We start from the raw sequence: 22,757 nt of genomic DNA, 5'->3' as shown, positions 1-22,757 counted from the left end.
ATATGCGGGAACGGAGCGGCGGACGGGGATCAGCCCCGCTCGCCGCTCCTCACCCGCGTCCGAGGCACGGCCATGCGCGGATCGCCGCCCGACCGGACGAGGCCAACAGCGGTTTGACGTCCCGCTGGAACAAGGCGGCACAAGGCGGCCGGATTGCCGAGTGTCACGGGGGCGGCGGCGAGAATGGCGAGCGGGGAGGACGAGGGGGGTATCCGTGCCGGAGAGTGCCAGTGCTCCGAGCCGCTACGGGCCCGCGAGGGCGCTCCCACTTCAGGAGCCACGGTCGGCGGGCGGACGCCCCTCGCCGGCGCCGGACCGGCCGTCGCGTTCCCGGGACCCCGCAGAGGCGCCCGTTAAGTGACGACCAGGTGCGACGTGGTCAGGGAGCGGCGTTGGGGCCGATGCCCTGCGCGTCAGCGAGGGAGCCGATGTTCCGCCAGCTGCTCGCTGTGCTCCGCAAGCGTCCGCCTGGTGCGGGTGTGACACGTGGGGGACGTGTGGCGCAGTCGGAGTGAGACGGCTGGTTATCGGCGAGTCGGGTCCGCAGGTTTTCCGTATCTGTGGATCTCCTTCTCCGGTACGGGCGGAGAGTCCTGCCCGCACCGGAGTCCGCGCCGGTCCCGGACCGCGGTCGTGGTCACGGTCGTCTCACGCAAGAGATCACTGACGAAGGAAGCGTGCATTATGTACAACGCCCAGATCGAGACCCGCGAGATTTCCGACGCCGACCTGGACGGCGTTGCCGCCGGTGCGGCCGGCGGGCTGGCCCTGCAGAGCCAGCCGGGCAACCTGGAGGGCATCGGCGGCGTCGAGCTGGCCGGCCACAGCGTCGTGGTGGATGGTGCGGCGAACCTGCAGAGCGGCCAGGCGGGCCTCAACGTCACCGCCGTCTGATCAGCCGCAAAGACTGAACATGCTCAAGGCATGACGGCCCTCGGCCACACGGCGGATTCGAGGGATCGTTGCGACACAAGTGATCAACTGGCTTGTGGCCAGGAGCTGAGCGAGGCGCTCGGCTGGGTTTCCCAGCCGAGCGCCTCGCGCGGTCGGCTGTTGAGTTCGGCTGCGACGGTGTCAAGGTCCTCACGGGCGTGGACGGACAGGTCGGTGCCGTCAGGCCACCAGCTCAGTGGCAACGGCCCCGGCCCGACACGCTGGCCGATGGCATCAGAACAGTAGACGGCGCAGCACTGAGCTTCGCCGGACTGCGGTTCGGGGAACTGGCCTCACTCCGTCGACGGGACGTCGACACCGACAACGCCGCGCTCCTGGTCCAGCGCTCGCAAGCCGAGATGCAGACCGGGGCGCTCTTCGACAAGGCCCCCAAGTTGAATGCCGGTGTCCGCCCTGTGGCCTTCCCGTCCGAACTTCTGCCGGACGTGAAGCGTCATCTCGACGCCTACGCCGGAGCTGGCCGTGATGGTCACGTCTTCCTCGGTCCCCAGGGCGGTCGGCTCCGGCGGAGCAACTTCCGAGACGACTGGATCAATGCGCGGAAGAAGGCGGGCATCACCGTAGACGTGCACTTCCACGATCTTCGGCACACGGGGAACACCCTCGCTGCGTCCGGTGCGAGCCTGCGCGAACTGATGACCCGGATGGGCCATAGCACGCCTCGCGCGGCGCTGATCTATCAGCACATGGTCAACGGCCGTGACCGCGAGATCGCCGATCGGCTCGGCTCGATGATCCGCAAGGAACGGGGTGACGCGGACTCCTAGCGGACCTTGTGGCACGGGTGTGGCACAGCCGTGATCACAAGGAAGGGCCAGTTCGAGAGGATCAAGCCTCTGAACTGGCCCTTTGTCGTGTGCCCCCGGCAGGGCACCACGCAGAAGGATGACCCCACTGACCTGCGGAATTTGCTCGGCAGGCTGGTGATCAAGGGCAGCTTCGAACCCGTGTCGTGGGGCGGAGCGGGTCGATGAATGGCGAGAGGTCGACACACGCCGGTAGCCGGGCGGGGGCTGCTTTCGAGCGAGCGGTCACGCTTCGGGCGTGACGCTGATCATGGCGGCGGTGGTGGGGCTGACGTTCTTGTTTGGCTTTGGCAACGTATGGACTCTGGCGCTGCGGTTGGGCGTGCCGCCGTGGGTGGCGCCCTTGGTGGCCCCGGCGGTGGATCTTTCTGTGCTGGGTTTGCTGCTGGGTACGCGGTATCTCGCGCTGCAGGGTGCGAGTCGGGAGCAGCTCCGGCCGGCGCGTCGGTTGCTGGTCTTCTCCAGCCTGATGACGTTGGCGCTGAACGTGACGGATCCGCTGCTGGCCGGTCAGAACGGCAAAGCTGCTTTCGACGCGGTGGGGCCTTTGCTGTTGATCGGTTGGGCAGAGGTGGGTCCGGGGCTTCTGCAGGCCATCAGTGGTGCTTATGGGACGTCGCAGAGGGCGGACTTCCCGGAGTGTCCCATGGGTCACGCTCCGGTGATGGTCGAGCAGGAGGGCGTGAACGTTGACCAACCGCATGCCCTGTCCTCGGATGACGGTAATCAGCGAAGCCGGTTCGGGTCTGGTGGGGACGACCTTCTGGTGCGTGCGTTGGCAGAAGACGCGCGCCATTGGGAGACATATCAACGGCCGATCTCGGCTGAGACGCTACGGAAGCGGCTGCATGTCGGGGCGGCCAGGTCCCGGACGCTGGTGTCCATGGTGCGCTCGACAAGGACTGATCGTCTGGCGATGGAGGCATCGTCTGTCGAGCCTGGTCGTGACTTCTCAGCCTCGACGTCAGATTGACCGTGCAGGCGAAGAAGGCTGGCATGTGGAGCCCGCCTAAGACGGCGGTTCCCCATCAACGCCAGGTGTGGCATATATCACTCCGTCCAGGCGAGGGGATTGCGCTGAATGTGAGCCGATGCCCCTTTGTGGTTGCCTGGACTGGTGTGCGAGGCGATGTCTACTCTCACGTTCACGATTCCATCAGGAATTGTTCATAACTGAGCAAGGTCTGGGGAGGCCTTGTGGGGGGAGTCTGCTATGCCTTTGGGCATTCGGCGGTGTGCGCGCGTGTCCGGGGTGGCGTTGGTTACCTCGGTCATTTTGGGAGCGCTCCCGCATGCTGGTGCGCAGGTTGCCGCAGTGCGCACGGTGCCGGTGGCCAAGGAGGCGCGCGGTGTGAAGAGCGCGGTGAGTGAGGAGTTGGCGCGGGCGGCTGCTGAGCGTGAGGGCAAGCCGGTGGAGATCGCCTCGATGCGGGGTGAGAGCAGCGAGGTGTTCGCCACTCCTGACGGGAAGTTGGAAGCCAGAGAGTACCTGCGTCCCGTTCGAGCGCGCGTAGATGGTGAATGGAAGGCCATCGACACCGCGCTGGTGAAGACCGGCGACGGGATGGTTGCTCCGAAGGCGACGACGGTGGACTTGGAGTTCTCCGGCGGTGGGAGTGCACCGCTGGTGCGGATGACGAAGGCGGGGCGTGAGCTGGCGCTGTCCTGGCCGACGAACCTGCCGGCCCCGCGATTACAGGGGGACACGGCCACCTATCCGGATGTCCTGCCGGGTGTGGACCTGCGGATGGGAGCCCAGGAGGACGGCTTCACCCAGCTGTTGGTGGTGAAGTCGGCCGAGGCCGCGGCCAGTAAGGAACTGGCGGAGTTACGGCTGAAGCTGGACGCGGGCGGCCTGGACGTCCAGGAAACCGGCACCGGCGGGGTCGCGGCGAACGACAGAGGCGCGAGCGGCGCGGTGTTCGAAGCGCCTCAGCCGGTGATGTGGGATTCCAGCCCCGGCCCGGGGGCGGGTGCGCAAGGGCCCGCCGGTGTACGGGCGCAAACCGCCGATGTTGCCGGGGCTGAGGAGGAAGAACCGGCCGCGGGTGAGTCGGGGAAGCTGGCCCCGGTGGGGGTGGAGGTGCCGCCGGCGCAGGATGAGCTGGTGCTGAAGCCGGATGCCGATGTGCTGAAGGGCGCTGGCACGGTGTATCCGGTCTTCATCGACCCTCAGTGGTACTCGCCGAAGGCGTCGGCGTGGACGATGGCGTCGAAGTACTGGGCGTCGTCACCGCAGTGGAAGTTCAACGGTGACTCAGACGGCGGCATGGGGTACTGCGGCTGGGCCTACTGCCAGCCGCAGGACACCAAGCGCCTCTTCTACCGGATCCCGACATCGCGGTTCGCGGGCAAGTCGGTGCTGTCGGCGGAGTTCGTGGTGCGGAACACGTGGTCCGCCTCGTGTGACGCGCGAGGCGTGCAGCTGTGGCGCACCAAGGGGATCTCCTCCTCTACGACGTGGAACTCGCAGAACGCGGACGGCTTTTGGATCGATCACCTGAAGACGGAGTCGTTCGCCTACGGCTACGACGGCTGTGCGGCGAAGGATGCGGAGTTCTCCGTGCGGTCCGCGGTGCAGGAGGCCGCGGACAAGAAGTGGTCGACGATGACGTTCGGCCTGCAAGCCTCCAGCGAGAGCGACCGGTACGGGTGGAAGCGGTTCTCGGATGACGCGTATCTGCGGGTGAAGTACAACCGTCCGCCCGGGCAGGTCAGGATGTCGCAGCTGACCATGGAGTACGGAGGCACCTGCAAGAAGCCGGGAGACGCGGCGCGGGTGCGCACCCTGGGCAAGGTCTCCGCCAACAACATCACCGACCCGGACCGCGACAGTGTTGCGGTGCAGTTCCAGGCGAAGTGGGACGCGGGCGACGGCAAGGGGCTGATCGCGCGGTGGAAACCCGCGTTGACCTCGTCGAAGCGGTCGGGCTCGGAATTCACGATCGCGTTGCCGTCCTCGATTCCGGCGAACAAGACCGTTCACTGGTATGTCCGCTCCTTCGACGGTGCGCAGTACTCGCCGTGGTCGTACGCGGGCGGTGCGACGGGGTGCTACTTCGTCTATGACACCTCGGTGCCGAAGGCACCCGCGGTCGCGTCGGGTGAGTATCCGGCGTCGGACCCGGAGGATCCTGAGGACCCGTGGCTGGACGGGGTGGGTCAGTACGGCACGTTCGAGCTGAACTCCTCCTCCACGGATGTGACGCGGTACCGGTGGGGTTTCAACGGCGATCCGGTGTCGGCGAACCAGGTGTCCACCTCCGCCGGTGCGGCCAGGTCGGTCAAGGTGCTCCCGGCGAAGCCGGGCCTGAACTTCGTCACCGCGCAGGCTTTTGACGAGGCGGGGAACGGCTCGGAGATCCGCACCTATCAGTTCCGGGTGAAGGCCGGGCAGCCGGAGCGGGCGACGTGGCAACTGGACGAGAAGCCCGGCGCAGCCCAAGCGGACGGCTCGACGCCGCCTCGTACGCTCGCTCTGCACGGTGGTGCCGCTACCGGGGCGGAGGGCGTTGTGGGCAAGGGGCTGTCGCTGAACGGTACGGACGGTTACGCGTCCACCGACCTGTCCGTGGTCGACGGCACCCGCGGGTTCTCGGTATCGGCGTGGGTGAAGCTGTCGGAGGTGCCCGACCACGCGGCGATGGTGGCGTCCCAGATCGGCAACCAGACTGCCGGTTTCGAGCTGTACTACTCCGCCAGTTACGACCGGTGGGTGTTCAACACCTTCGCCGCCGACGAGCCCGGCGCGACGATCGTGCGGGCGATGCCCGGCACACCGGGCGGGGTGAAGGCCGGGGTGTGGACCCATCTGGTCGGCGCGTACGACAGCGTGGACAAGAAGCTGCAACTGTTCGTCAACGGCAAGCTGGCGGGCACGGCCTCCCACGACATCGACTGGAACGCCCGCCGGGGCCTGATGATCGGCGCGGGTGCGTCCGGCGGAGAGGCGAAGGACGTCTTCCCCGGCACGATCGACGAGACGCAGCTCTTCGACAAGCCCGTCGCCCAGGACGAGGTCGACAAGCTCTACGCCCACCAGACCGTCGGCGACCCAGGCCGCCCCGCGGTGGCGGTCTTCCCCCTCGACGAGGAAACCGGCGCCACCGACATCAAGGGCCACGGCGGAGTGATCCCCGCGAAGTACGTGGGCGGCGCCACCACGGGAGCGGCCGGTGTGGCGGGCAAGGCCACTCGGTTCAACGGCACGGACGGATACGCCAAGATCGGCCAGGAGCGCGCTCCCCATGTCAACACCTCGCGCAGCTTCACGGTCTCGGCCTGGGCCAAGCTGGACAAGAAGCCGGACGGCGCTGCGGTCATCACAGCCCAGGCCGGGAGGTACGCCCCGGGCTTTGAGCTGTACTACTCCAAGACCTACGACCGGTGGGCGGTCAACCAGTACTCCGCCGACACCGCCGACGCGACACCGATCCGGGCCATGCAACCAGACGGGACGCAGGCGCGCGCGGGGGAGTGGGTGCATCTGGTCGGCGTGCACGACACGGTCGCCAACACCCTCACCCTGTACGTCAACGGGGCCAAGGCCGGATCGACTCAGCTGGCCGGTGCGTTCTATGCGGATCAGTCGATGTACATCGGAGCCGGCTCCTACAGCGGAGGGGTCGACAATCACTTCCCGGGCACGATCGACGATGTGCGGCTGTTCGACCGCCCGGTCTCGGCCACCGAGGCACAGCAGTTGTTCAAGCAGCGCGCGCTGGTCAAGGGACGCTGGACATTCCAGCAGGCGGCCGGTTCGCCACTGACCACACCGGACACCTCCGCGTCCGGCAACGACATGACACTCAACGGCGGCGCACAGGTCGGAGCGGGCTGGGTCGACGGTGGCCTCCTGCTCGATGGCGTCAACGACTACGCCGCGACGTCCACGGTGCCGGTGGACACGAGCGCGAGTTTCACGGTGACGGCATGGGTACAAGCCGCGGCCGTACCGAAGGACGAAGTGGCGCTGCTCAGCGCGCCGGGCGCACTGCAGGATGTGTTCGCGGTGCGGTATGTGCCCAGTACCACGCCGGACTCCGACCCGGGCCGGTGGCGCATCTCCATGGCGAGTGCGGACAGCAAGGACGCCACGATCACGCATATCGAGAATGGCCAGTTCTCCAGCCCTGCTGACTGGACACATCTGGCGCTGGTCTATGACGGGTTCGCCAGGCAGCTCAGGCTCTACGTGAACGGAGAGCTGGAAGAGACCGCCTGTGCGGATACCGATGGGGACGGTGTGTCGGACGATGCGGCCTGCACTGACCGGATCTCCCAAGCGGACAACGTGCTGTCCTTCAAAGGCACACAGCCGCTGCAACTGGGGCGTGCCAAGACCGGGACCACCTGGGGTGAGTACTGGCCAGGCGCAGTGTCCGATATATGGTCTTTCCAGGGCGCGTTGACGGATACGCAGATCGCCCAGCTAGCCATTGGTATGCCTGGCATGCCCACGGACGTACCAGGCGGCGACTGACATTCGCAGAGGGTGAGGCCGAGTGGCCTCCGGCCACCAGGCCACCGGCAGTTCCCGAGTATCGGCTTTCTCTCTACCCCGTGGCGTATGCCTACGGCGGTGCATACAGCGAGGGATGAAGGACAGGGATGAACGGCAGATCGAGCAAGCGGTTACGGACACTGCGACCTCGTGTCGCGCTGGCCTCGGCCGTGGTCATGGTCGCGACCTTGCTGCAGGGAGTGGCGCAGCCTGCTGTTGCCGCAGACGACGGAAAAGGACGCCCTGTCCTTCCCCGTGCGGAGCAGCCGGTGCCCGGCACGATCGGCAAGGTCAAGCCGCGCACGGTCATGAAGGGGCCCCGTACCCCGCAGTCCGCCCCTCGCACCACTTGGCCGAGGGCGGCATCAGGCGTGGTGACACTTCCCGCCGCCGGTGGGAAGGCCGGGACAGGGCCGAAAAAGGTGCGTGGCCTGCCGCTGGCCCTGGATGCGGAAGGGGGGCGCGGCAAGGCAGCCCGCGGTGACGTTACTGCCCGGGTGCTGGGTCGCGAGGTAGCGCGGAAGGCCGGGGTTGACGGACCGCTGTTCACGCTGCAGCCCCACCCGGGGCAGAAAAGCGTGAAGAACACCATGGCGGGCCGGGTACGGGCCCGAATCGACTACGCGTCCTTCGCCGGGGTCTACGGTGGCGGCTACGCGTCCCGACTGACGTTGGTCGAGTTGCCCGCTTGCGTGCTGACGACGCCGGCCAGACGGCAGTGCCGTACGCCCAAGCCTGTCGAGGTCGTCAACGACACCGAGAAACGGACTCTCACCGCTCAGGACCTGTCTTTGCGTGCGGGTGAACCGACGGTGCTGACGGCCGTAGCAGAAGAGAAGGGAGACAAGGGGGACTACAAGGCCACCTCGCTCTCGCCTTCTGCGACGTGGAACACCAACCTGAACACCGGCGACTTCACCTGGTCGTACGGTATGCCCGTACCGGACGTGCCAGGCGGACTGACACCGAGCGTAGGAGTGTCGTACTCCTCGGGCGGAGTCGACGGCCGCACCGCGAACACCAACAACCAGTCCTCCTGGGTGGGCGACGGCTTCGACCTGTGGCCGGGCTACATCGAACGCCGCTACAAACCATGCGCGGAAGACGGAGTGAAGGACGCGGACGGCGGCAAGCCGGGCGATCTGTGCTGGGCCTACGACAACGCGTTCATCTCCTTCAACGGCAAGGGCGGGGAGCTGGTGCCCAACGGCACCAACTCCTGGAAGCTCAAGAGTGACGACGGCACGAAGATCGACCGCCTCTACGGTTCGACCGACAACGTACGCGGTAACGATGCGAGGAATGACGAGTACTGGCGGGTCACCACACCCGACGGCAACCGCTACTACTTCGGCTACAACCGCCTGCCGGGATGGGCCGATGGCAAGGAGACCACCGATTCCGCGTGGACGACGCCGGTGTTCGGCAATGGTGCCGACGAGCCTTGCCATGGGGCGACGTTCGCCGACTCCTGGTGCCAGCAGGCATGGCGATGGAACCTGGACTACGTCGTCGACCCCCACGGCAACGCCATCGCCTACTACTACGACAAGGAAACGAACTCCTACGGCCGCAACCTCAAGGCCAAGGACAACACCCGCTACGTCCGCGGGGGTGACCTGGACCGGATCGAGTACGGCCTGAAGTCGTCCTCGATGTACGGCACCAAGGCGCTGGCCAAGGTCGACTTCACCAGCGGCGAGCGCTGCCTGCCTGATGAGCAGACCGACTGCGCGTCCATCGACAAGGACGCTTTCTACTGGTACGACACCCCCTGGGACCTGAACTGCACGGTGGACGAGGACTGCGACGACGGTCGGCTCTCGCCGGTGTTCTTCACGCGCAAGCGGCTGACCCGGATCACCGCACAGGCCCTCGACAGCGGCACCTACAAGGATGTCGACTCCTGGGCGTTCGCCCATCGCTGGGGCAAGGCTGACACCGACTACCAACTGGAGCTGGAATCCATTCAGCGCACCGGCCACAGCGCTGACCCAGCCATCACGCTACCGAAGACCACGTTCGCCTACACCCAGTTGGCCAACCGCCTGGATAAGACCGGCGACGGTTACGCACCGTTCATCAAGGACCGGCTGTCCACGGTCGCCGATGAGTCCGGTGGGCAGATCGACGTCAAGTACTCCGCTGAGGAATGTGACTGGGACTCCCTGCCGACCCCGCAGACGAACACCACGCTCTGTTTCCCGCAGTACGTCGGTGGCAGTACCAGCGACGACCCTGAACGGCAGTGGTTCAACAAGTACGTGGTCACCTCCGTGACCACAACCGACCGCACTGGTGGCGCGCCTGATCAGGTGACCGCCTACGACTACAAGGGCGGCGCGGCCTGGCATTACGACGATGACGACGGACTGACCAAGGAGAAGTTCAAGACCTGGTCGCAGTGGCGCGGCTACGGGCAGGTGCGGGTCCAGACCGGTGGCCAGGGTGGGACGGGTGCGATGAAGTCGCAGCAGGACACCTACTTCCTGCGCGGCATGGACGGCGACCGCAAGGACACCGGAGGCGGCACCAGGAGTGTCACCGTGGCGCTCGATGATGACGAAGGCGACCCGATCACCGACCATGATTCGGCGGCCGGCTTCGCCTACAAGACAGTCAGCTTCTCCGGGCCGGGCGGAAAGGTCCTCACCAAGACCATAAACCGGCCCTGGCACCACGAGACCGCGAAAAAGGTCCGCGACTGGGGCACGGTCACAGCCAACCTCACCGGGACCGCCCACACCAAGACCTTCACCTCACTGGATGACGGGGCCGGGACCAAATGGCGGACCGCATCAACGGCCACCAGCTTCGACACGGTGGCCGGTCGGATCACCCAGGTCGACGACTTCGGTGACAACGACACCGCCGCCGACAACACCTGCACCCGCACCACCTACGCCACCAACACCGACAAGAACATCCTCACCCTCCCCTCCCGGGTAGAAGCGGTCGCCACAGCCTGTGACACGACCGCCAACCGACCGGACGACGTCATCTCCGACGCGCGAACCGCCTACGACGGCGGCACCTATGGCGACGCCCCCACGAAAGGCGACGCCACCGGAACCGCGGTACTGAAGAAGTACGACGGAACCACCGCCGTCTATGTGGAGTCCGGCTCGACCTACGACTCCTACGGACGGAAGCTCACCAGCACCGACCTGACGGCCGACGTCACCGTCACCGCGGCCGGAGCACTCAAACGGACCGCTCGCACCGACGGCCGTACCACCACAACCGCCTACACTCCCGCCTCCGGTTTGCCCACCAGCGCGAAGGTGACCTCGCCCCCCGCCAAGACCGGCGACGCGAGCACCGCGCAGACCACGACCACCACGCGCGACGTGCTGCGCGGCCTGCCGCTGACTCAGACCGACACCAACGACAAGGTCACCAACTACGCCTACGACGCCCTGGGCCGCTCCACCAAGGTCTGGCTGGCCGACCGGCTCACCGGCCAGACCCCCACCTACGAGTTCACGTACACCGTCACCGACCGGCAGCCGGTGGCGGTGGGCACCAAGACACTCGGGAACAACGGTACCCAGCAGACCTCCTACACCCTCTACGACGGCCTGCTACGTGAACGGCAGACACAAGCTCCCGGACCAGACGGCGGACGGCTGCTGACCGACGTCTTCTACGACGAACGCGGCCTGAAAGCCAAGGACTTCGCCACCTACTACGCTGACGGCAAGCCGAGCGGCACCCTGTTCAAGCCAGAAGACGCACTGAACGTCGAAACGCAGAACCGCTACACCTATGACGGCCTGGGCAGACAGACCGAGGCACGGCAGATCGCCGGAAACGGCGACGGCGGCACGGTCCTGGGCGTCACCAAGACGATCCACGGTGGCGATCGCACCACGGTCATCCCACCCGTGGGCGGTACCGCTACCACCACCCTCACCGACGCCCGCGGTAAAACCACCGAACTGCGCCAACTCCACCAGCGCACGGTCGGCGCCGCCTATGACACCACCACCTACGCCTACACACCACGCGGCGAACTGAAGACGGTCACCGACCCAGCCAAGAACACCTGGAGCTACAGCTACGACCTTCTCGGCCAGCTCACCCGTGCCAAGGACCCGGACAAGGGCACGACCAGCAGCGTCTACGACGACCGCGGTCAGCTGACCTCCACCACCGACGGACGCAACACCACCCTCGCCTACGTCTACGACGGCCTTGGCCGGCGGACCGAGCTGCGCAAGGACTCGCCCACCGGCGAGCTGAGAGCGAAATGGGTCTACGACACCGTCAGTAACTCGAAGGGCTACCTGGCGGAATCCACCCGCTACGACAACGGCCGGGCCTACACCTCCAAGGTCGTGGCCTACGACCGCCTCTACCGAGCACTGCGCACGTCCGTCACCATCCCCGCCGAAGAGGGCCCACTCCAGGGCACCTATCTGTCCGCCACTACGTACAAAGTCTCCGGACTCGTGGAAGGGAAGGGCTATCCCAAGGCCGGATCCCTTCCAGCGGCCACCATGGCCTACACCTACGAGGACGAGACCCTGCGCCCCATCGCCATCGACGGCAGCCAGGGCGTGAAATCCAGTGTCCTTTACAGTCTGACCGGCAAACCGCAGCAGTACGAACTCTCCAGCGGCGGCGGCAAGAAAACCTGGGCCACCAACACCTACGAATGGGGCACCCAGCGCCTGGCCACGGCGCGGGTGGACCGGCAGGACGTGGCGGGCGTCGACCAGTACAACACGTATCGCTACGACGAGGCGGGCAACGTGCTGTCGGTATCGGACGTCTCCCGCTCCGGCACCGACAACCAGTGCTTCACTTACGACTACTTGCAGCGCCTGACCGAGGCATGGACCCAGGGCGGCAAGGAATGCGCCGCCACCCCGAGCGGCAGTGTGCTGGGCGGCCCGGCTCCGTACTGGACCTCCTACACCTACGACCAGGTCGGCAACCGCAGGACGGAAACCCTGCACAACCCGTCGGGCGATGCCGCCAAGGACACCAAGCGCACCTACGACTATCCCGACCCGGGCAGCGCGCAGCCACACACTCTGACTTCCGTCAAAGCCACCGGGCCCAGTGGAACCGCGCAAGACACCTTCGGCTACGACAAGAGTGGCAACAACACCACCCGAAAGCTGGGCGGCGACACCCAGACCCTTGACTGGGACACCGAGGGGCACCTGTCGAAGGTGACCGAGCCGGTCGAGGGCGGCGCCGACAAGGTCACCGAATACCTCTACGACGCCGACGGCAACCGGCTCATCGGCCGCACCTCCACCGAGACCACCCTCTACCTGGGCGCCACCGAGATCACGCTGCCCAAGGGGTCATCCACACCGAGGGCCACCCGCTACATCGACCTCGGCGGCGGCCACCAGGCCGTACAACAGGACGACGGCAGCGTCTCCTTCACACTCGCCGACCACCACGGCACCGCACAACTCGCCATCGACGCCGCCTCCCAGAAACTCACCCAGCGACGCACCCTGCCCTTCGGTGATCTGCGTGGCGAGGAACCTGCCGCCTGGCCCGGCACCAAGGGCTTCGTCGGCGGGACCGACGACACCAAGGCCACCGGCCTCACCCACCTGGGCGCCCGCGAATACGACCCCACCACCGGCCGCTTCCTGTCCGTCGACCCGGTCATGGACCTGACCGACCCCCAGCAGATCAACGGCTACGCCTACGCCAACAACAACCCGGTCACCGGCTCCGACCCCACCGGGCGCTTCTGCGACGGTTGCAGCGCCGATGGCGCCAACAACAACTGGACTCCGAGCCACGGTCCGGGCTGCACCACAGAGGGCTGCTACGACACCAGTGGCCGTATCCTCTACCCGGTCTCCAGCGGCCCTTCCCGAGCCCGGCCCAGCGGCGGCAATTCCTACCGTCCCGGGCGGACGATCAACATCACCCAGAAAAAGGGTGAACTGCGGCTCGAGGGCATCAGGATTCCGTCCGCCGGCGAACTGGCGAAGCGCTTCCCGGGGTACGACAGCGAAGAGCAGCTCCAAAGATGGGCGCAGCAGAAGTGCTATTCGCCGTCCACCCGGCCCGAGGGATTCTGCTCGGCCGCCGAGGCGATCGGGCTGGTGAACTACGAACAGAACGGCTTCGAGAAACTGGTGACCGCGGTCGCGGTCAGCGTGGCCTCCCCGGATATCGGCGCGTGGAAGAGCTGCCTGAGCGGCAAGAGCCTCAAAGCCTGCGGCGCGGCCTCGCTCGACCTCCCATGGGCCCGGGCCTTCAAGGGGCTCAAGGTCCTCAAAGCCTGCAACAGCTTCACCCCAGACACCCAAGTGCTGATGGCCGACGGCACGACGAAACCTATCGAGGACGTCCAGATCGGCGACAAGGTCCTCGCCACCGACCCCAAGACCGGCAAGACCACCACCAAGACGGTCACCGCCGAGATCAAGGGCAACGGCCTGAAACACCTCGTCAGAATCACCCTCGATCTCGACGGCAAGAAGGGCGAGAAGACCGCCTCCATCACCGCGACCGACGGCCACCCCTTCTGGGTCCCCGAACTCCACGCATGGATCAACGCCACCGACCTCCGCACCGGCCAGTGGCTCCGCACCTCCGCCGGCACCCACCTCCAGATCACCGCCGTCAAGCACTGGACCCAGCAAGCCACGGTCCACAACCTCACCATCACCGACCTCCACACGTACTATGTGCTGGCGGGGGCCACTCCGGTCCTGGTTCACAATTCCACACCGTGCGATCCTCCTCTGAAGTCGCTGCACCCTGACAGTTCACTCGATAAGAGTTCGCTGGATTTCTGGGGCAAGCAAGACACAGAAGATATCGTCTTTTCGTTGAGGCCAGGTGCGAAGGAGGCGCTGAGGGTGAAGCCGGACGGGACGATCGCGAATGGAAACACTCGGATAAAGGTCCTGCGGGATCGCGGATACGATATCGACTCCTTGCCTCGCGAGCCCTATGGCAGCAGCCGACCAATGACGGACGAGGATTTCTGGGACATGGATCAATGAGTATTCGAGATCGAGTGCTCGCAGTCCTGGAGTCGGAGTCCAAGGAAGTGTTCCTGCTGGCCTTGGGGCATCGGCTAGGAATATCGGCGCGGTTCATTTTCTCGGAGGGAAGTTCGGATGCGCTGCAACAAGCCCGAGCTTGCAATGAGATGATGATCGCCATTTGGTTGCAGGTGTGGGCTATGAAGGATGCTGAAGGGGGTGGCTACCCAGATTCAGAATTCCTTCCGATCCTGCTAGGGAAGGCTGACGCAGGAAACGCGCGTCCGCATCTTCGTAATGCAATCGAGAGTGCCCTGCTCTCAGTCGGCGGAGATGGGGATAGGGGCGGAGAGTGATATAAGTCCGTAACCTGCCCAGGTCGTGAGATCCCAGAACGCTGAGGAGCCCCGTCGGAAGGACATTCCGGCGGGGCTCTTGGGGCGTTTGACGGCAACGCTGACGGCAACGTCAGCGGACGGCTGCTGCGGCGGGTGGGTCGTCACGTCTGTCACCCTCGACGCTGAGCACTTCATAGAGGGTGTCGATGGCTTGGCGTTGGAGGCGGAGCCGGACGGTGGGCGTAGACGCCGGCGGTGACGCCGATGTGCGCCTGGCCGAGGGCTCGGGCAGGCCGGCGTGGACACGGCCTGTTCGGTGCGCCAGGCGCGGCGGGCGACCGCAGCGCGCCGAGAGTGACGGAGTAGCGGCGAAGACGCGGGGGTGGGTGCGGGCGGTGTCGAGCACGGACGCCCGCGACGCCATCGCGCCCGGCACGAAAACCCTGTCGACGACCGAATACCGCTGGCTGGCCTGCCGGTTGACAGAGGCCCTGAGGGACACGCTCAGGGTCGCGGAATCGCGGGGACAGCGCATCCCGGATCAGGAAGAGGCGACCGAGGATGCCTGACTCTCCGAATGCCGGCGCACCGGTACGCAATGACTCTCGGGGGCGCTACCGCTTCCGCGAGTACCACGTGACCACCGTCCCCGACCCCATGGCCCTGCCAGCGTTCGAGGCGGTCTGCGTCATCGGCGAAGCGCGCAACTGCGGCGCACCTCAGGCACGCTGCACACCCCCGACGAACTGACCCTTTGGATCGCCGGACACTGCGCCCAGAGCGGCCACGAGCTCTACGAGCAGACCGTCCGCGCTCTCGTCCGCGTCGAACAGGGGGCGTGGCAGTAGGGCAATAGAGTCCCCCTTCGCCGACACCACGCCAGCGGCAACGCGACCGTGCAGCCCGAGCCGCTGACGGCAGTAGCGACGGCAACACCCACGGATTTCCCCGCACAACCACGGACGCCAGCGGATCCCGAAACAAGCGCTGACCTGCAAATAAGCAGGTAGAGCGGGTCCACGTAGCACACGTACTATGTGCTCGCGGGCCAGACACCGGTTCTCGTTCACAACGCCAAGTGCGGTGAACAGGGCGGCTCCTTGAGCCGGCTCTTCGGTAAGCGGAATAACCCAGCCTTCCGGAGCCGAATGCTACGGCGGGAGATCTTCGCGGGATCGCCCATGACATGGTTGATGAGAACGACGCGTGGGCCCATGACCCGCCGGCACCCGACGATGAGGAACCTGCGTGCCGTCTGCCGCGTTCGGCGAAGTGACGCGCAGGTTCCATCACTGAAGTTTGTCGGGGTGCCTCAGATCGCAAGCGCAGTCGGTGTTGAGGAGCGGCGAACGGTCAAAGCGGCGGTGAGGTTAATTGCGACCATGATCGTGGCGTTCAGTCGAAACGGATGGCACATCGCTCAACCCGGGGCGCAGCACCACACCCTTGTTCTGGTCGCCTTTCACGTTGATTGCGGCGCCGCTCTCGCGGCTGGCCGTTGGGCGCTGCTCGTGCAGGACATGCTCGGCTCGACCGATCTCGCGGGTCTGCAGTGCGCCCCGTTTGCTGCCGAATCCGCGACCGCGACTAGCATCAGGCTGGCTACACCTGAGCCGGCCTCGCCGGGCCCGCGCTGTTTCCGCCGTCCTCCCTGCTGGCCGCCACCGCCGACCGCCGACGAGTACCAAGAACCTCTGGTTCCTGGCGAAGGCGGTCATGTTAGGCATGGACACGGCCCCCGTCTCTTGGCGATGGCGACTTCGTCGGGACGGGCTCCATAGGGACGCAATCTCGGCGTCCTTCGAGTTCAGTTGGCGCGGACAGAGTGCCTCGCCGCGCACCTGACAGCGCCGCCAGCGCAGCACACGCGTCGGCGCGAGGTAGATCCGTCCTGCATGCGCTCGACCTACCGCCCGAGTTTGCGGGCGCTGGCGACGACCGCGTAGCTACTCGGAGCCGAGGCCGACGGTGGCGGCGACCAGGGGCCTCTGGGGCGACGGTCTTGTCTGTACCGCAGCTCGTCGGCCGTCAGTAGCGGACCAGCTTCGGACCACGACGTCCCCGGCACCTGGTGGAAGAACTCCTGCCGAAATCCAACGGCGGACTGCGGGCCCGGGACACCTGCGGCGTAGCGCGAACACGTTGAGGCCCCGACGGAGCATTCGCCGGGGCTCTCGCATGATGGGGTCTCAGATGGTCGTGGTGTCGATCACGAAGCGGTAGCGCACGTCGCCGGCGGCGAGCCGCTCGTACGCCTCGTTGATCGCGGAGGCGGTGACCCGCTCGACCTCCGCGCCAATGCCGTGCTCGGCGCAGAAGTCCAGCATCTCCTGGGTCTCGGGGATGCCGCCGATCATCGATCCGGCGAGAATCTTGTTGCCGCCGATGAGGGCGAACGGGTGGAAGGCGACGGGCTCCTCCGGGACACCCACGTTCACCAGGGCGCCGCGCGTCTTCAGCAGGCTGAGGTAGGCGCTGACGTCCAGCGGTGCCGACACCGTGGAGACGATCAGGTCGAAGGAGCCGGCGAGCTGCTCGAACGTCTTCGGGTCGTTTGTCGCGTAGTAATGGTCGGCGCCCAGCTTCAGGCCGTCGTCCTTCTTGCGCAGCGACTGCGACAGGACGGTGACCTCGGCACCGAGCGCATGGGCGATCTTGACGGCCACGTGGCCGAGACCGCCCAGGCCGATCACCGCCACCTTCTTGCCGGGGCCCGCGCCCCACTGCTTGAGCGGCGCGTAGGTGGTGATGCCCGCGCACAGCAGCGGCGCGGCGGCGTCCAGGGACAGCCCGTCGGGGATGCGGACGACATAGTTCTCGTCGACGACGACCTTCTCGGCGTAGCCGCCGTAGGTGATCTCGCCATCCCGGCCGATAGCGTTATACGTGGTGATCATGCCCTTGGTGCAGTGCTGCTCCTGGCCGGCCTTGCAGTTCTCGCACTCGCGGCAGGAGTCGACGATGCAGCCGACGCCGACGCGGTCACCGACTTTGTACTTGGTCACGCCGGGGCCGACCTCGGAGACGACGCCCGCGATCTCGTGGCCGGGGACCATCGGGAAGATCGCCTCACCCCAGCCCTCGGCGACCTGGTGGAGGTCGGTGTGGCAGATACCGGCGAACTTGATGTCGATCAGCACGTCGTGCTCGCGGACCGCACGGCGCTCGATGGTGGTGCGCTCCAAGGGGGCCTTGGGGGCGGAGGCGGCGTACGCAGCAACAGTGGTCATGGCGGGGGTTCTCCTAGCGGTGTCTCGCGCCCGGCTGCCTTCATCCGGTCGGCGCGTTCCCAGGCCTGCTTGGTGGGCCGGTACAACGAAGCTAACGCAATCGACTTGCGCTGTCAACGCAAGTCGATTGCGTTAGCTCGCCAGATGGGGGCGCCACCCCTGATCGATCGATGATTGTTCGCTCTGCGCTCCGCCGCCGCCCTGCATGGGCGGGCCAGCACGTTGTGGCAGATGGCCGCCCAGGGGCCGCGGCCGCAGAGCGCCGACCAGCGGGGTGGCCCCGGCCAGGTGTGCCGCGTTACTCGTCGCCGGCTTGGGCGTGCCGGCCGGTGGCGAGGCCGTCCACGAGGGCCGTGGCCAGGCGGGGGAAGGTGTACTCGAAGTCGATGGCGACGTGAGCCAGTTGGGGCTCCTCGCGGTACAGACGCAGAGTGTTCTGCGAGGGGTGGCCGGCTTGCCACAGTTGGGCGGCCAGGGCGAGGACGGCCATGACCAGTTCCTCGGCGGTGGTGCGATCCAGGGCGCTGCGCTCAGTGAGCGTGTCGCTGACGCTGTTGATGGCGTGGCTGGCGGAGACCTTGAAGGCGCGGACGCATTCGTAGCTCGACTCGTGCTCGAGGCTGAGTGTGACGTGGGTGAGCAGGTCACAGAACAGCGGGCGCTTGCGGAGGCCGGCGACCAGCGCATGAGCGATGTCGGCAGCGGACAGGCGGTCGTAGCGGGCGAGACGGGCGACGGCGTCCTCGCCCCACTCCTCGATGCCCTCCCGGGCGAGGCTGAGGAGGATCTCTTCGCGGGAGCTGAAGTACCTGCGCACCGCCGAGGCGTGGACGCCCGCGTGCTGGGCGATGGAGGTGAGCGTGACCGCGCGCACTCCGTCCCGGGCGGCAAGCGTGCGGGCGGCGTCGGCGAGGTCGCTGGCCCGCTGCGCCTTGTGCTCGGCGGAGTAGGCGCGCTGGAAGGCGGAACCTGAACTCATGTCCGGCATGGTAACGCAAAGCGGATGCGTTAAGGCCGCCCGATCTAACGCAATCGACTTGCGTTGACAACGCAATTCAGTTGCGTTAGCTTCTTGGTCAGTGCCGCGGTCGCCTCGCCATCGGACACCTCCAAGGTCACGGGAAGCCCAGGCGATGTGCCGGACCGTTATCCCTCGAGACCGCTCAGCCCCGGGACAGCCACCGGCCCTTTGCGTCTCCCCTGAAGAATCCAGGAGCCAGTCAATGAAGATCGCCAACCAGCATTTCATCGGCGGACAATTCGTCGAGTCACACGGCCGGGAGACCATCGACGTCCACAACCCTGCGACGGGTGAACTCATCGGCCGTGCCGTCCTGGGCGACGAGACCGACGCCGAGCGTGCCATCGCTGCCGCTCACGCGGCCTTCCCCGCCTGGTCCAAGACCACGCTCGAAGAGCGCCGGATGTACCTGCAGCGGATCGCGGACGCGATGGCCGAACGCATGGACGAACTGATCGCGATCACCGTCGAGGAATACGGCGCCACCGTGTCGTTCGCCGGCATGTTCAACCAGCAGGCGCGCGACTTCATGCTGCTGGCCCAGGACCTGCTCAAGCCGGAGAACTTCGAGCAGAAGAACGGCAACGCCACCATCACCAAGGTGCCGGTCGGCGTCGCCGCACTGCTCACTCCGTGGAACGGCAGCGCCTGGTTCGTCGCCGGCAAGACCGCCTCCGCGCTGGCGGCCGGCTGCACCGTGGTCGTCAAGCCCAGCCAGATGAGCGCCCTGCAGAGCCGCCTCCTCATGGAGTGCTTCGACAAGGCCGGCCTGCCGGCGGGCGTCGTCAACATCGTCAACGGCGCTGGCGCGACGGTCGGCAACACCTTCACCCGCAGCCCCCTGGTGCAGAAGATCTCCTTCACCGGGTCGACCACGGTAGGCAAGCAGATCCACCGCGACGCCATCGACACCATGAAGCGCGTCACCCTGGAGCTGGGCGGCAAGTCGCCGACGGTGATCCTCGACGACGCCGACCTGACCAAGGCCGTCCCGTTCGCGCTGACCGCCGGCCTGCTCAACACCGGCCAGGCGTGCGTCGCCGGAACCCGCATCATCGTTCCCGAGAGCCGGCTTCAGGAGACCAAGGCCGCCCTGAAGGCGGGCGTGGAAGCTCTGAAGCTCGGCTCCCCGGCCGACCCGGAGACCACCATCCAGCCCATGGTCTCCAAGGGCCACTACGAGCGGGTGCAGAGCTACATCCGCAAGGGAATCGAGGAGGGCGCCGAAATTCTCGTCGGCGGTGAGGGCAAGCCCGAGGGCTACGAGGCGGGCAACTACGTCAAGCCGACCATCTTCGTGGGCGTCACCAATGACATGACCATCGCGCGGGAGGAGATCTTCGGCCCCGTCCTGTCGGTGATCACCTACCGCGATGACGAGGAGGCCCTCAAGATCGCCAACGACACGGACTATGGCCTGCACGGCTACGTCTACGGCGAGGATGTGGAGCGGGCTCGCGGCATCGCCAACCAAATCCAGGCCGGCCGGGTCATGGTCAACGAGTTCGTGGACGACCCCACCAGCCCGTTCGGCGGGTTCAAGATGTCCGGCATCGGCCGAGAGTTCGGTGTCCACGGCCTCAACGCCTACCTGGAGACCAAGACCGTCTTCGCCGCCTGACGCGTCGTCTGACGCAGCCGCGGCGCCCCGACCGGGTTCGGGGCGCCGCGACCACCAGGCGGCGACCGGCCCTCCACAGGCGGCAGGGGCACCGCTTCACACAGGGTGGGAGACCTCGCCAGCTGGGAGGAGCTGTTCCGCCCAGATGACCTTCCCCTCGCGGCTGTGCCGTGTGCCCCAGTCTTCGGTGAGCTGGGCGACCAGAAGCAGGCCACGTCCGCCCTCGTCGAAGATGCGGGCCCGGCGCACGGCAGTGACCCGGGAGGGCAGACCGCTGCAGCACGCCCCCGGCACTCACGAGAGTGTCTACGTGCTGCCCGACCAGCATGTTCAACGCGCCTCGCGGAACGTCTTCGAGGAAGGCGCTCTAGAGGCCCTGAACGCGGCACGGGCGGTCGTCTTCGCGGGGCACGTCGCGGATGCACCGGACCCGAGCCACCATGAGACCGCCACGGCGGACTGTGAGGACGAGAGCACCAGTCCCTGGCCAGCGCCGCAGGGCGGGTGTGCGGCGGACTTCCTCCTCTGTCTGGCCTGCAGGAACGCTCACGTACATCCCGCTCACCACCCCCGGCTTGCCCACCTGCACCAGCAGTTGCTGGGCCTTCGGTCCGTGCTGGACGACCGCTCCTGGCTCCAGCACTGGAACGACCATCTGCTCCGGCTCGACGACCTGCGCAACAACAAGGTCGGCCCGGCGACTTGGCAGGCCGCTCTGTCCCGCGTCGACGCCGCTGACCGTGAGGTTGTCCGGCTTCTGCTGAACGGAGAGCTCACCGCGTGAACCCCCAGGCCACCGCCGAGGACGATGCATACCTCCTGCCGCTGCCGGATCCCGACGGGCCGGTGGTTTTGCCTCAATGGGTCAGCGCCATCAACGCACACCCCAACTCCCGCTACCGGGAACTCACCTGGTCCCTCGCCCCGCTTATCGACAACCCCGGAGGCAGCCTCACCAAGGTCCGATGGGGTGCGTGTCCACCGACGCTGCGTGAACAGGTGCGATTGACGGCCTGGACGATGATCAACGGCCAACTGCGGCCCACCTACCTGCAGCAGCAGGGAAACCACTCCAGGGGCCGGTCTTCGCCCAAGGATCTGGCGGACGCATGCCGCGAGTGGATGCGATTGGCCCGCTGGCTGCACCGACGCCGCCTTGCCAGCCTGGCCGACTGCACCGACACCCAATGGCGGCTCTACCTCTCCGGACGGTGGAACGACGGCGTGAGCCGGGTGCGCGCGGAGAGGATCTGCATCCACCTGACGAACCTATGGGCCTTCGACCAACTCAGCGCCCGGCCCTCGGGCATCAGTCGTCCCCCGTGGTCGAGCGAGGGCATCGACGTCTTCCTTCCCGCTGCCGGAGAGAGGTCCGGAGGCGAGAACTCGACCGAGCCACTGGGGCCGCAGGTTCTGGGACCGCTGCTGATCTGGGCCATCCGGCTCGTCGAGGACTGCGCCGACGACATCATTGCCTCCTGGACGGAACGGTGCCGCTTGGTCGAGTACGCCGAAACGGCAACGTCCCGGCCCGCGGGCCAGGCCGCCCTGGAGGCATACCTGTCGCCCCTGCTCGAGGCCGGCGCGCCCCTTCCCTCCGGGACGTAGCGCGGCCGCTCCGCGTTGGCCCGCTCGTTCCTCAGCGGCACCACAGGAGCAAGCCTCACACAGGTCGATTCCTACCGCCGACAACACCAGCTGGCAGCGCGCGTCACACAGCGGCCGGGCCCCTGCCCCCTGCAGGTGCCGCTCTTGGGCCGGATCGCGGGAGAGCCCTGGCGCGAGTACATCGACTTCTACGAAGCGGCCGAACTGATGCGTCACCTGGGAACGGCCGCGGCCATCGTCTGCCTCTACCTGACCGGCATGCGCCCACAGGAGGTGCAGGGCCTTCGGAGCGGATGCTGCCCCACCCCCGCCCCGGGTGGCGACGGCACACCTGGCCGGCACCTCATCAGGAGCCACCACTTCAAGAACGTCATCGACGCCGACGGCAACCATGTCTCCGGCGGAGAGATCCGCGACATCCCGTGGGTGGCGATCGCCCCGGTGGTCAAGGCCATTCGTGTCCTGGAACGGATCGTGCCGCAGGGCGAACTCCTCCTGAGCTCCCGCCATCACCATTTTCCCGAATCTCGCGGCCACTTCGGCGCATTGAAGACGACCACGTTGAACCGGCGGATCGAGGAGTTCGCGGCATGGGCGAACCGCGAGGCCGCGGCACGAGGACTGGCGCAGCAGGCCATCCCGCCGGACCCGCATGGGGCGATCGGGGTCTCCCGGTTCCGACGTATTGTCTCTGCTTAG

At 66.8% G+C, this 22,757-nt stretch carries 11 protein-coding genes and 3 pseudogenes; 10 read left to right on the top strand and 4 right to left on the bottom strand.

The features are described 5' to 3' along the window. The first annotated feature begins 684 nt into the window (after window positions 1–684). Window positions 685–894, top strand: coding sequence for a type A2 lantipeptide (locus ACZ6TD_RS20480; protein ID WP_471356016.1), 210 nt, complete (start codon window positions 685–687; stop codon window positions 892–894). A 96-nt stretch (window positions 895–990) separates the two neighbouring features. Here ACZ6TD_RS20480 and ACZ6TD_RS20475 read toward each other — a convergent pair. Then, window positions 991–1,124, bottom strand: a pseudogene (locus ACZ6TD_RS20475) (IS30 family transposase); the annotation flags it as partial. A gap of 69 nt (window positions 1,125–1,193) precedes the next feature. Between ACZ6TD_RS20475 and ACZ6TD_RS20470 the strand changes: the two are divergent. The 5 genes and pseudogenes from ACZ6TD_RS20470 to ACZ6TD_RS20450 all read left to right on the top strand — a co-directional run. Next, window positions 1,194–1,721 (top strand): annotated as a pseudogene (locus tag ACZ6TD_RS20470) (tyrosine-type recombinase/integrase); the annotation flags it as partial. A gap of 277 nt (window positions 1,722–1,998) precedes the next feature. Beyond that, complete coding sequence (locus ACZ6TD_RS20465; protein WP_471356015.1) at window positions 1,999–2,733, top strand: DUF2637 domain-containing protein; 735 nt, start codon at window positions 1,999–2,001, stop codon at window positions 2,731–2,733. Window positions 2,734–3,186: 453 nt separating this feature from the next. Beyond that, window positions 3,187–7,242 carry a LamG-like jellyroll fold domain-containing protein gene (locus ACZ6TD_RS20460; protein ID WP_471357911.1) on the top strand — a complete coding sequence of 1,352 codons (4,056 nt, stop codon included), beginning with the start codon at window positions 3,187–3,189 and terminating at the stop codon, window positions 7,240–7,242. A 128-nt stretch (window positions 7,243–7,370) separates the two neighbouring features. Then, window positions 7,371–14,258: a polymorphic toxin-type HINT domain-containing protein gene (locus ACZ6TD_RS20455; RefSeq protein ID WP_471356012.1), complete on the top strand. Its 6,888-nt coding sequence runs from the start codon at window positions 7,371–7,373 to the stop codon at window positions 14,256–14,258. Between the two features lie 715 nt (window positions 14,259–14,973). Next, window positions 14,974–15,147, top strand: a complete 174-nt coding sequence (locus ACZ6TD_RS20450; RefSeq protein WP_471356010.1) for a hypothetical protein — start codon at window positions 14,974–14,976, stop codon at window positions 15,145–15,147. A gap of 1,620 nt (window positions 15,148–16,767) precedes the next feature. On the opposite strand, the gene ACZ6TD_RS20445 is transcribed toward ACZ6TD_RS20450, so the two are convergent. Both ACZ6TD_RS20445 and ACZ6TD_RS20440 read right to left on the bottom strand, forming a co-directional pair. Then, on the bottom strand, window positions 16,768–17,808 hold the full coding sequence (locus tag ACZ6TD_RS20445) for an NAD(P)-dependent alcohol dehydrogenase (protein ID WP_471356007.1): 1,041 nt from the start codon (window positions 17,806–17,808) through the stop codon (window positions 16,768–16,770). A gap of 298 nt (window positions 17,809–18,106) precedes the next feature. Further along, complete coding sequence (locus ACZ6TD_RS20440) at window positions 18,107–18,787, bottom strand: TetR/AcrR family transcriptional regulator (protein ID WP_471356005.1); 681 nt, start codon at window positions 18,785–18,787, stop codon at window positions 18,107–18,109. A 244-nt stretch (window positions 18,788–19,031) separates the two neighbouring features. Here ACZ6TD_RS20440 and ACZ6TD_RS20435 point away from each other — a divergent pair, with 244 nt between their 5' ends. Next, window positions 19,032–20,450 carry an aldehyde dehydrogenase family protein gene (locus ACZ6TD_RS20435; protein ID WP_471356003.1) on the top strand — a complete coding sequence of 473 codons (1,419 nt, stop codon included), beginning with the start codon at window positions 19,032–19,034 and terminating at the stop codon, window positions 20,448–20,450. Window positions 20,451–20,546: 96 nt separating this feature from the next. Here ACZ6TD_RS20435 and ACZ6TD_RS20430 read toward each other — a convergent pair. Continuing rightward, window positions 20,547–20,699 (bottom strand): annotated as a pseudogene (locus tag ACZ6TD_RS20430) (ATP-binding protein); the annotation flags it as partial. Between the two features lie 61 nt (window positions 20,700–20,760). Here ACZ6TD_RS20430 and ACZ6TD_RS20425 point away from each other — a divergent pair. From ACZ6TD_RS20425 to ACZ6TD_RS20415, 3 genes are all read left to right on the top strand, one after another. Next, window positions 20,761–21,234, top strand: coding sequence for a hypothetical protein (locus ACZ6TD_RS20425; protein WP_471356000.1), 474 nt, complete (start codon window positions 20,761–20,763; stop codon window positions 21,232–21,234). Further along, window positions 21,231–22,058 carry a hypothetical protein gene (locus ACZ6TD_RS20420; protein WP_471355998.1) on the top strand — a complete coding sequence of 276 codons (828 nt, stop codon included), beginning with the start codon at window positions 21,231–21,233 and terminating at the stop codon, window positions 22,056–22,058. The genes ACZ6TD_RS20425 and ACZ6TD_RS20420 overlap by 4 nt, the downstream gene beginning before the upstream one ends. A gap of 144 nt (window positions 22,059–22,202) precedes the next feature. Continuing rightward, window positions 22,203–22,757, top strand: a complete 555-nt coding sequence (locus ACZ6TD_RS20415; RefSeq protein WP_471355997.1) for a hypothetical protein — start codon at window positions 22,203–22,205, stop codon at window positions 22,755–22,757.

The sequence above is a fragment of the Streptomyces yongxingensis genome, from assembly GCF_055597465.1.
This window is presented reverse-complemented; position numbering and strand designations above follow the sequence as displayed.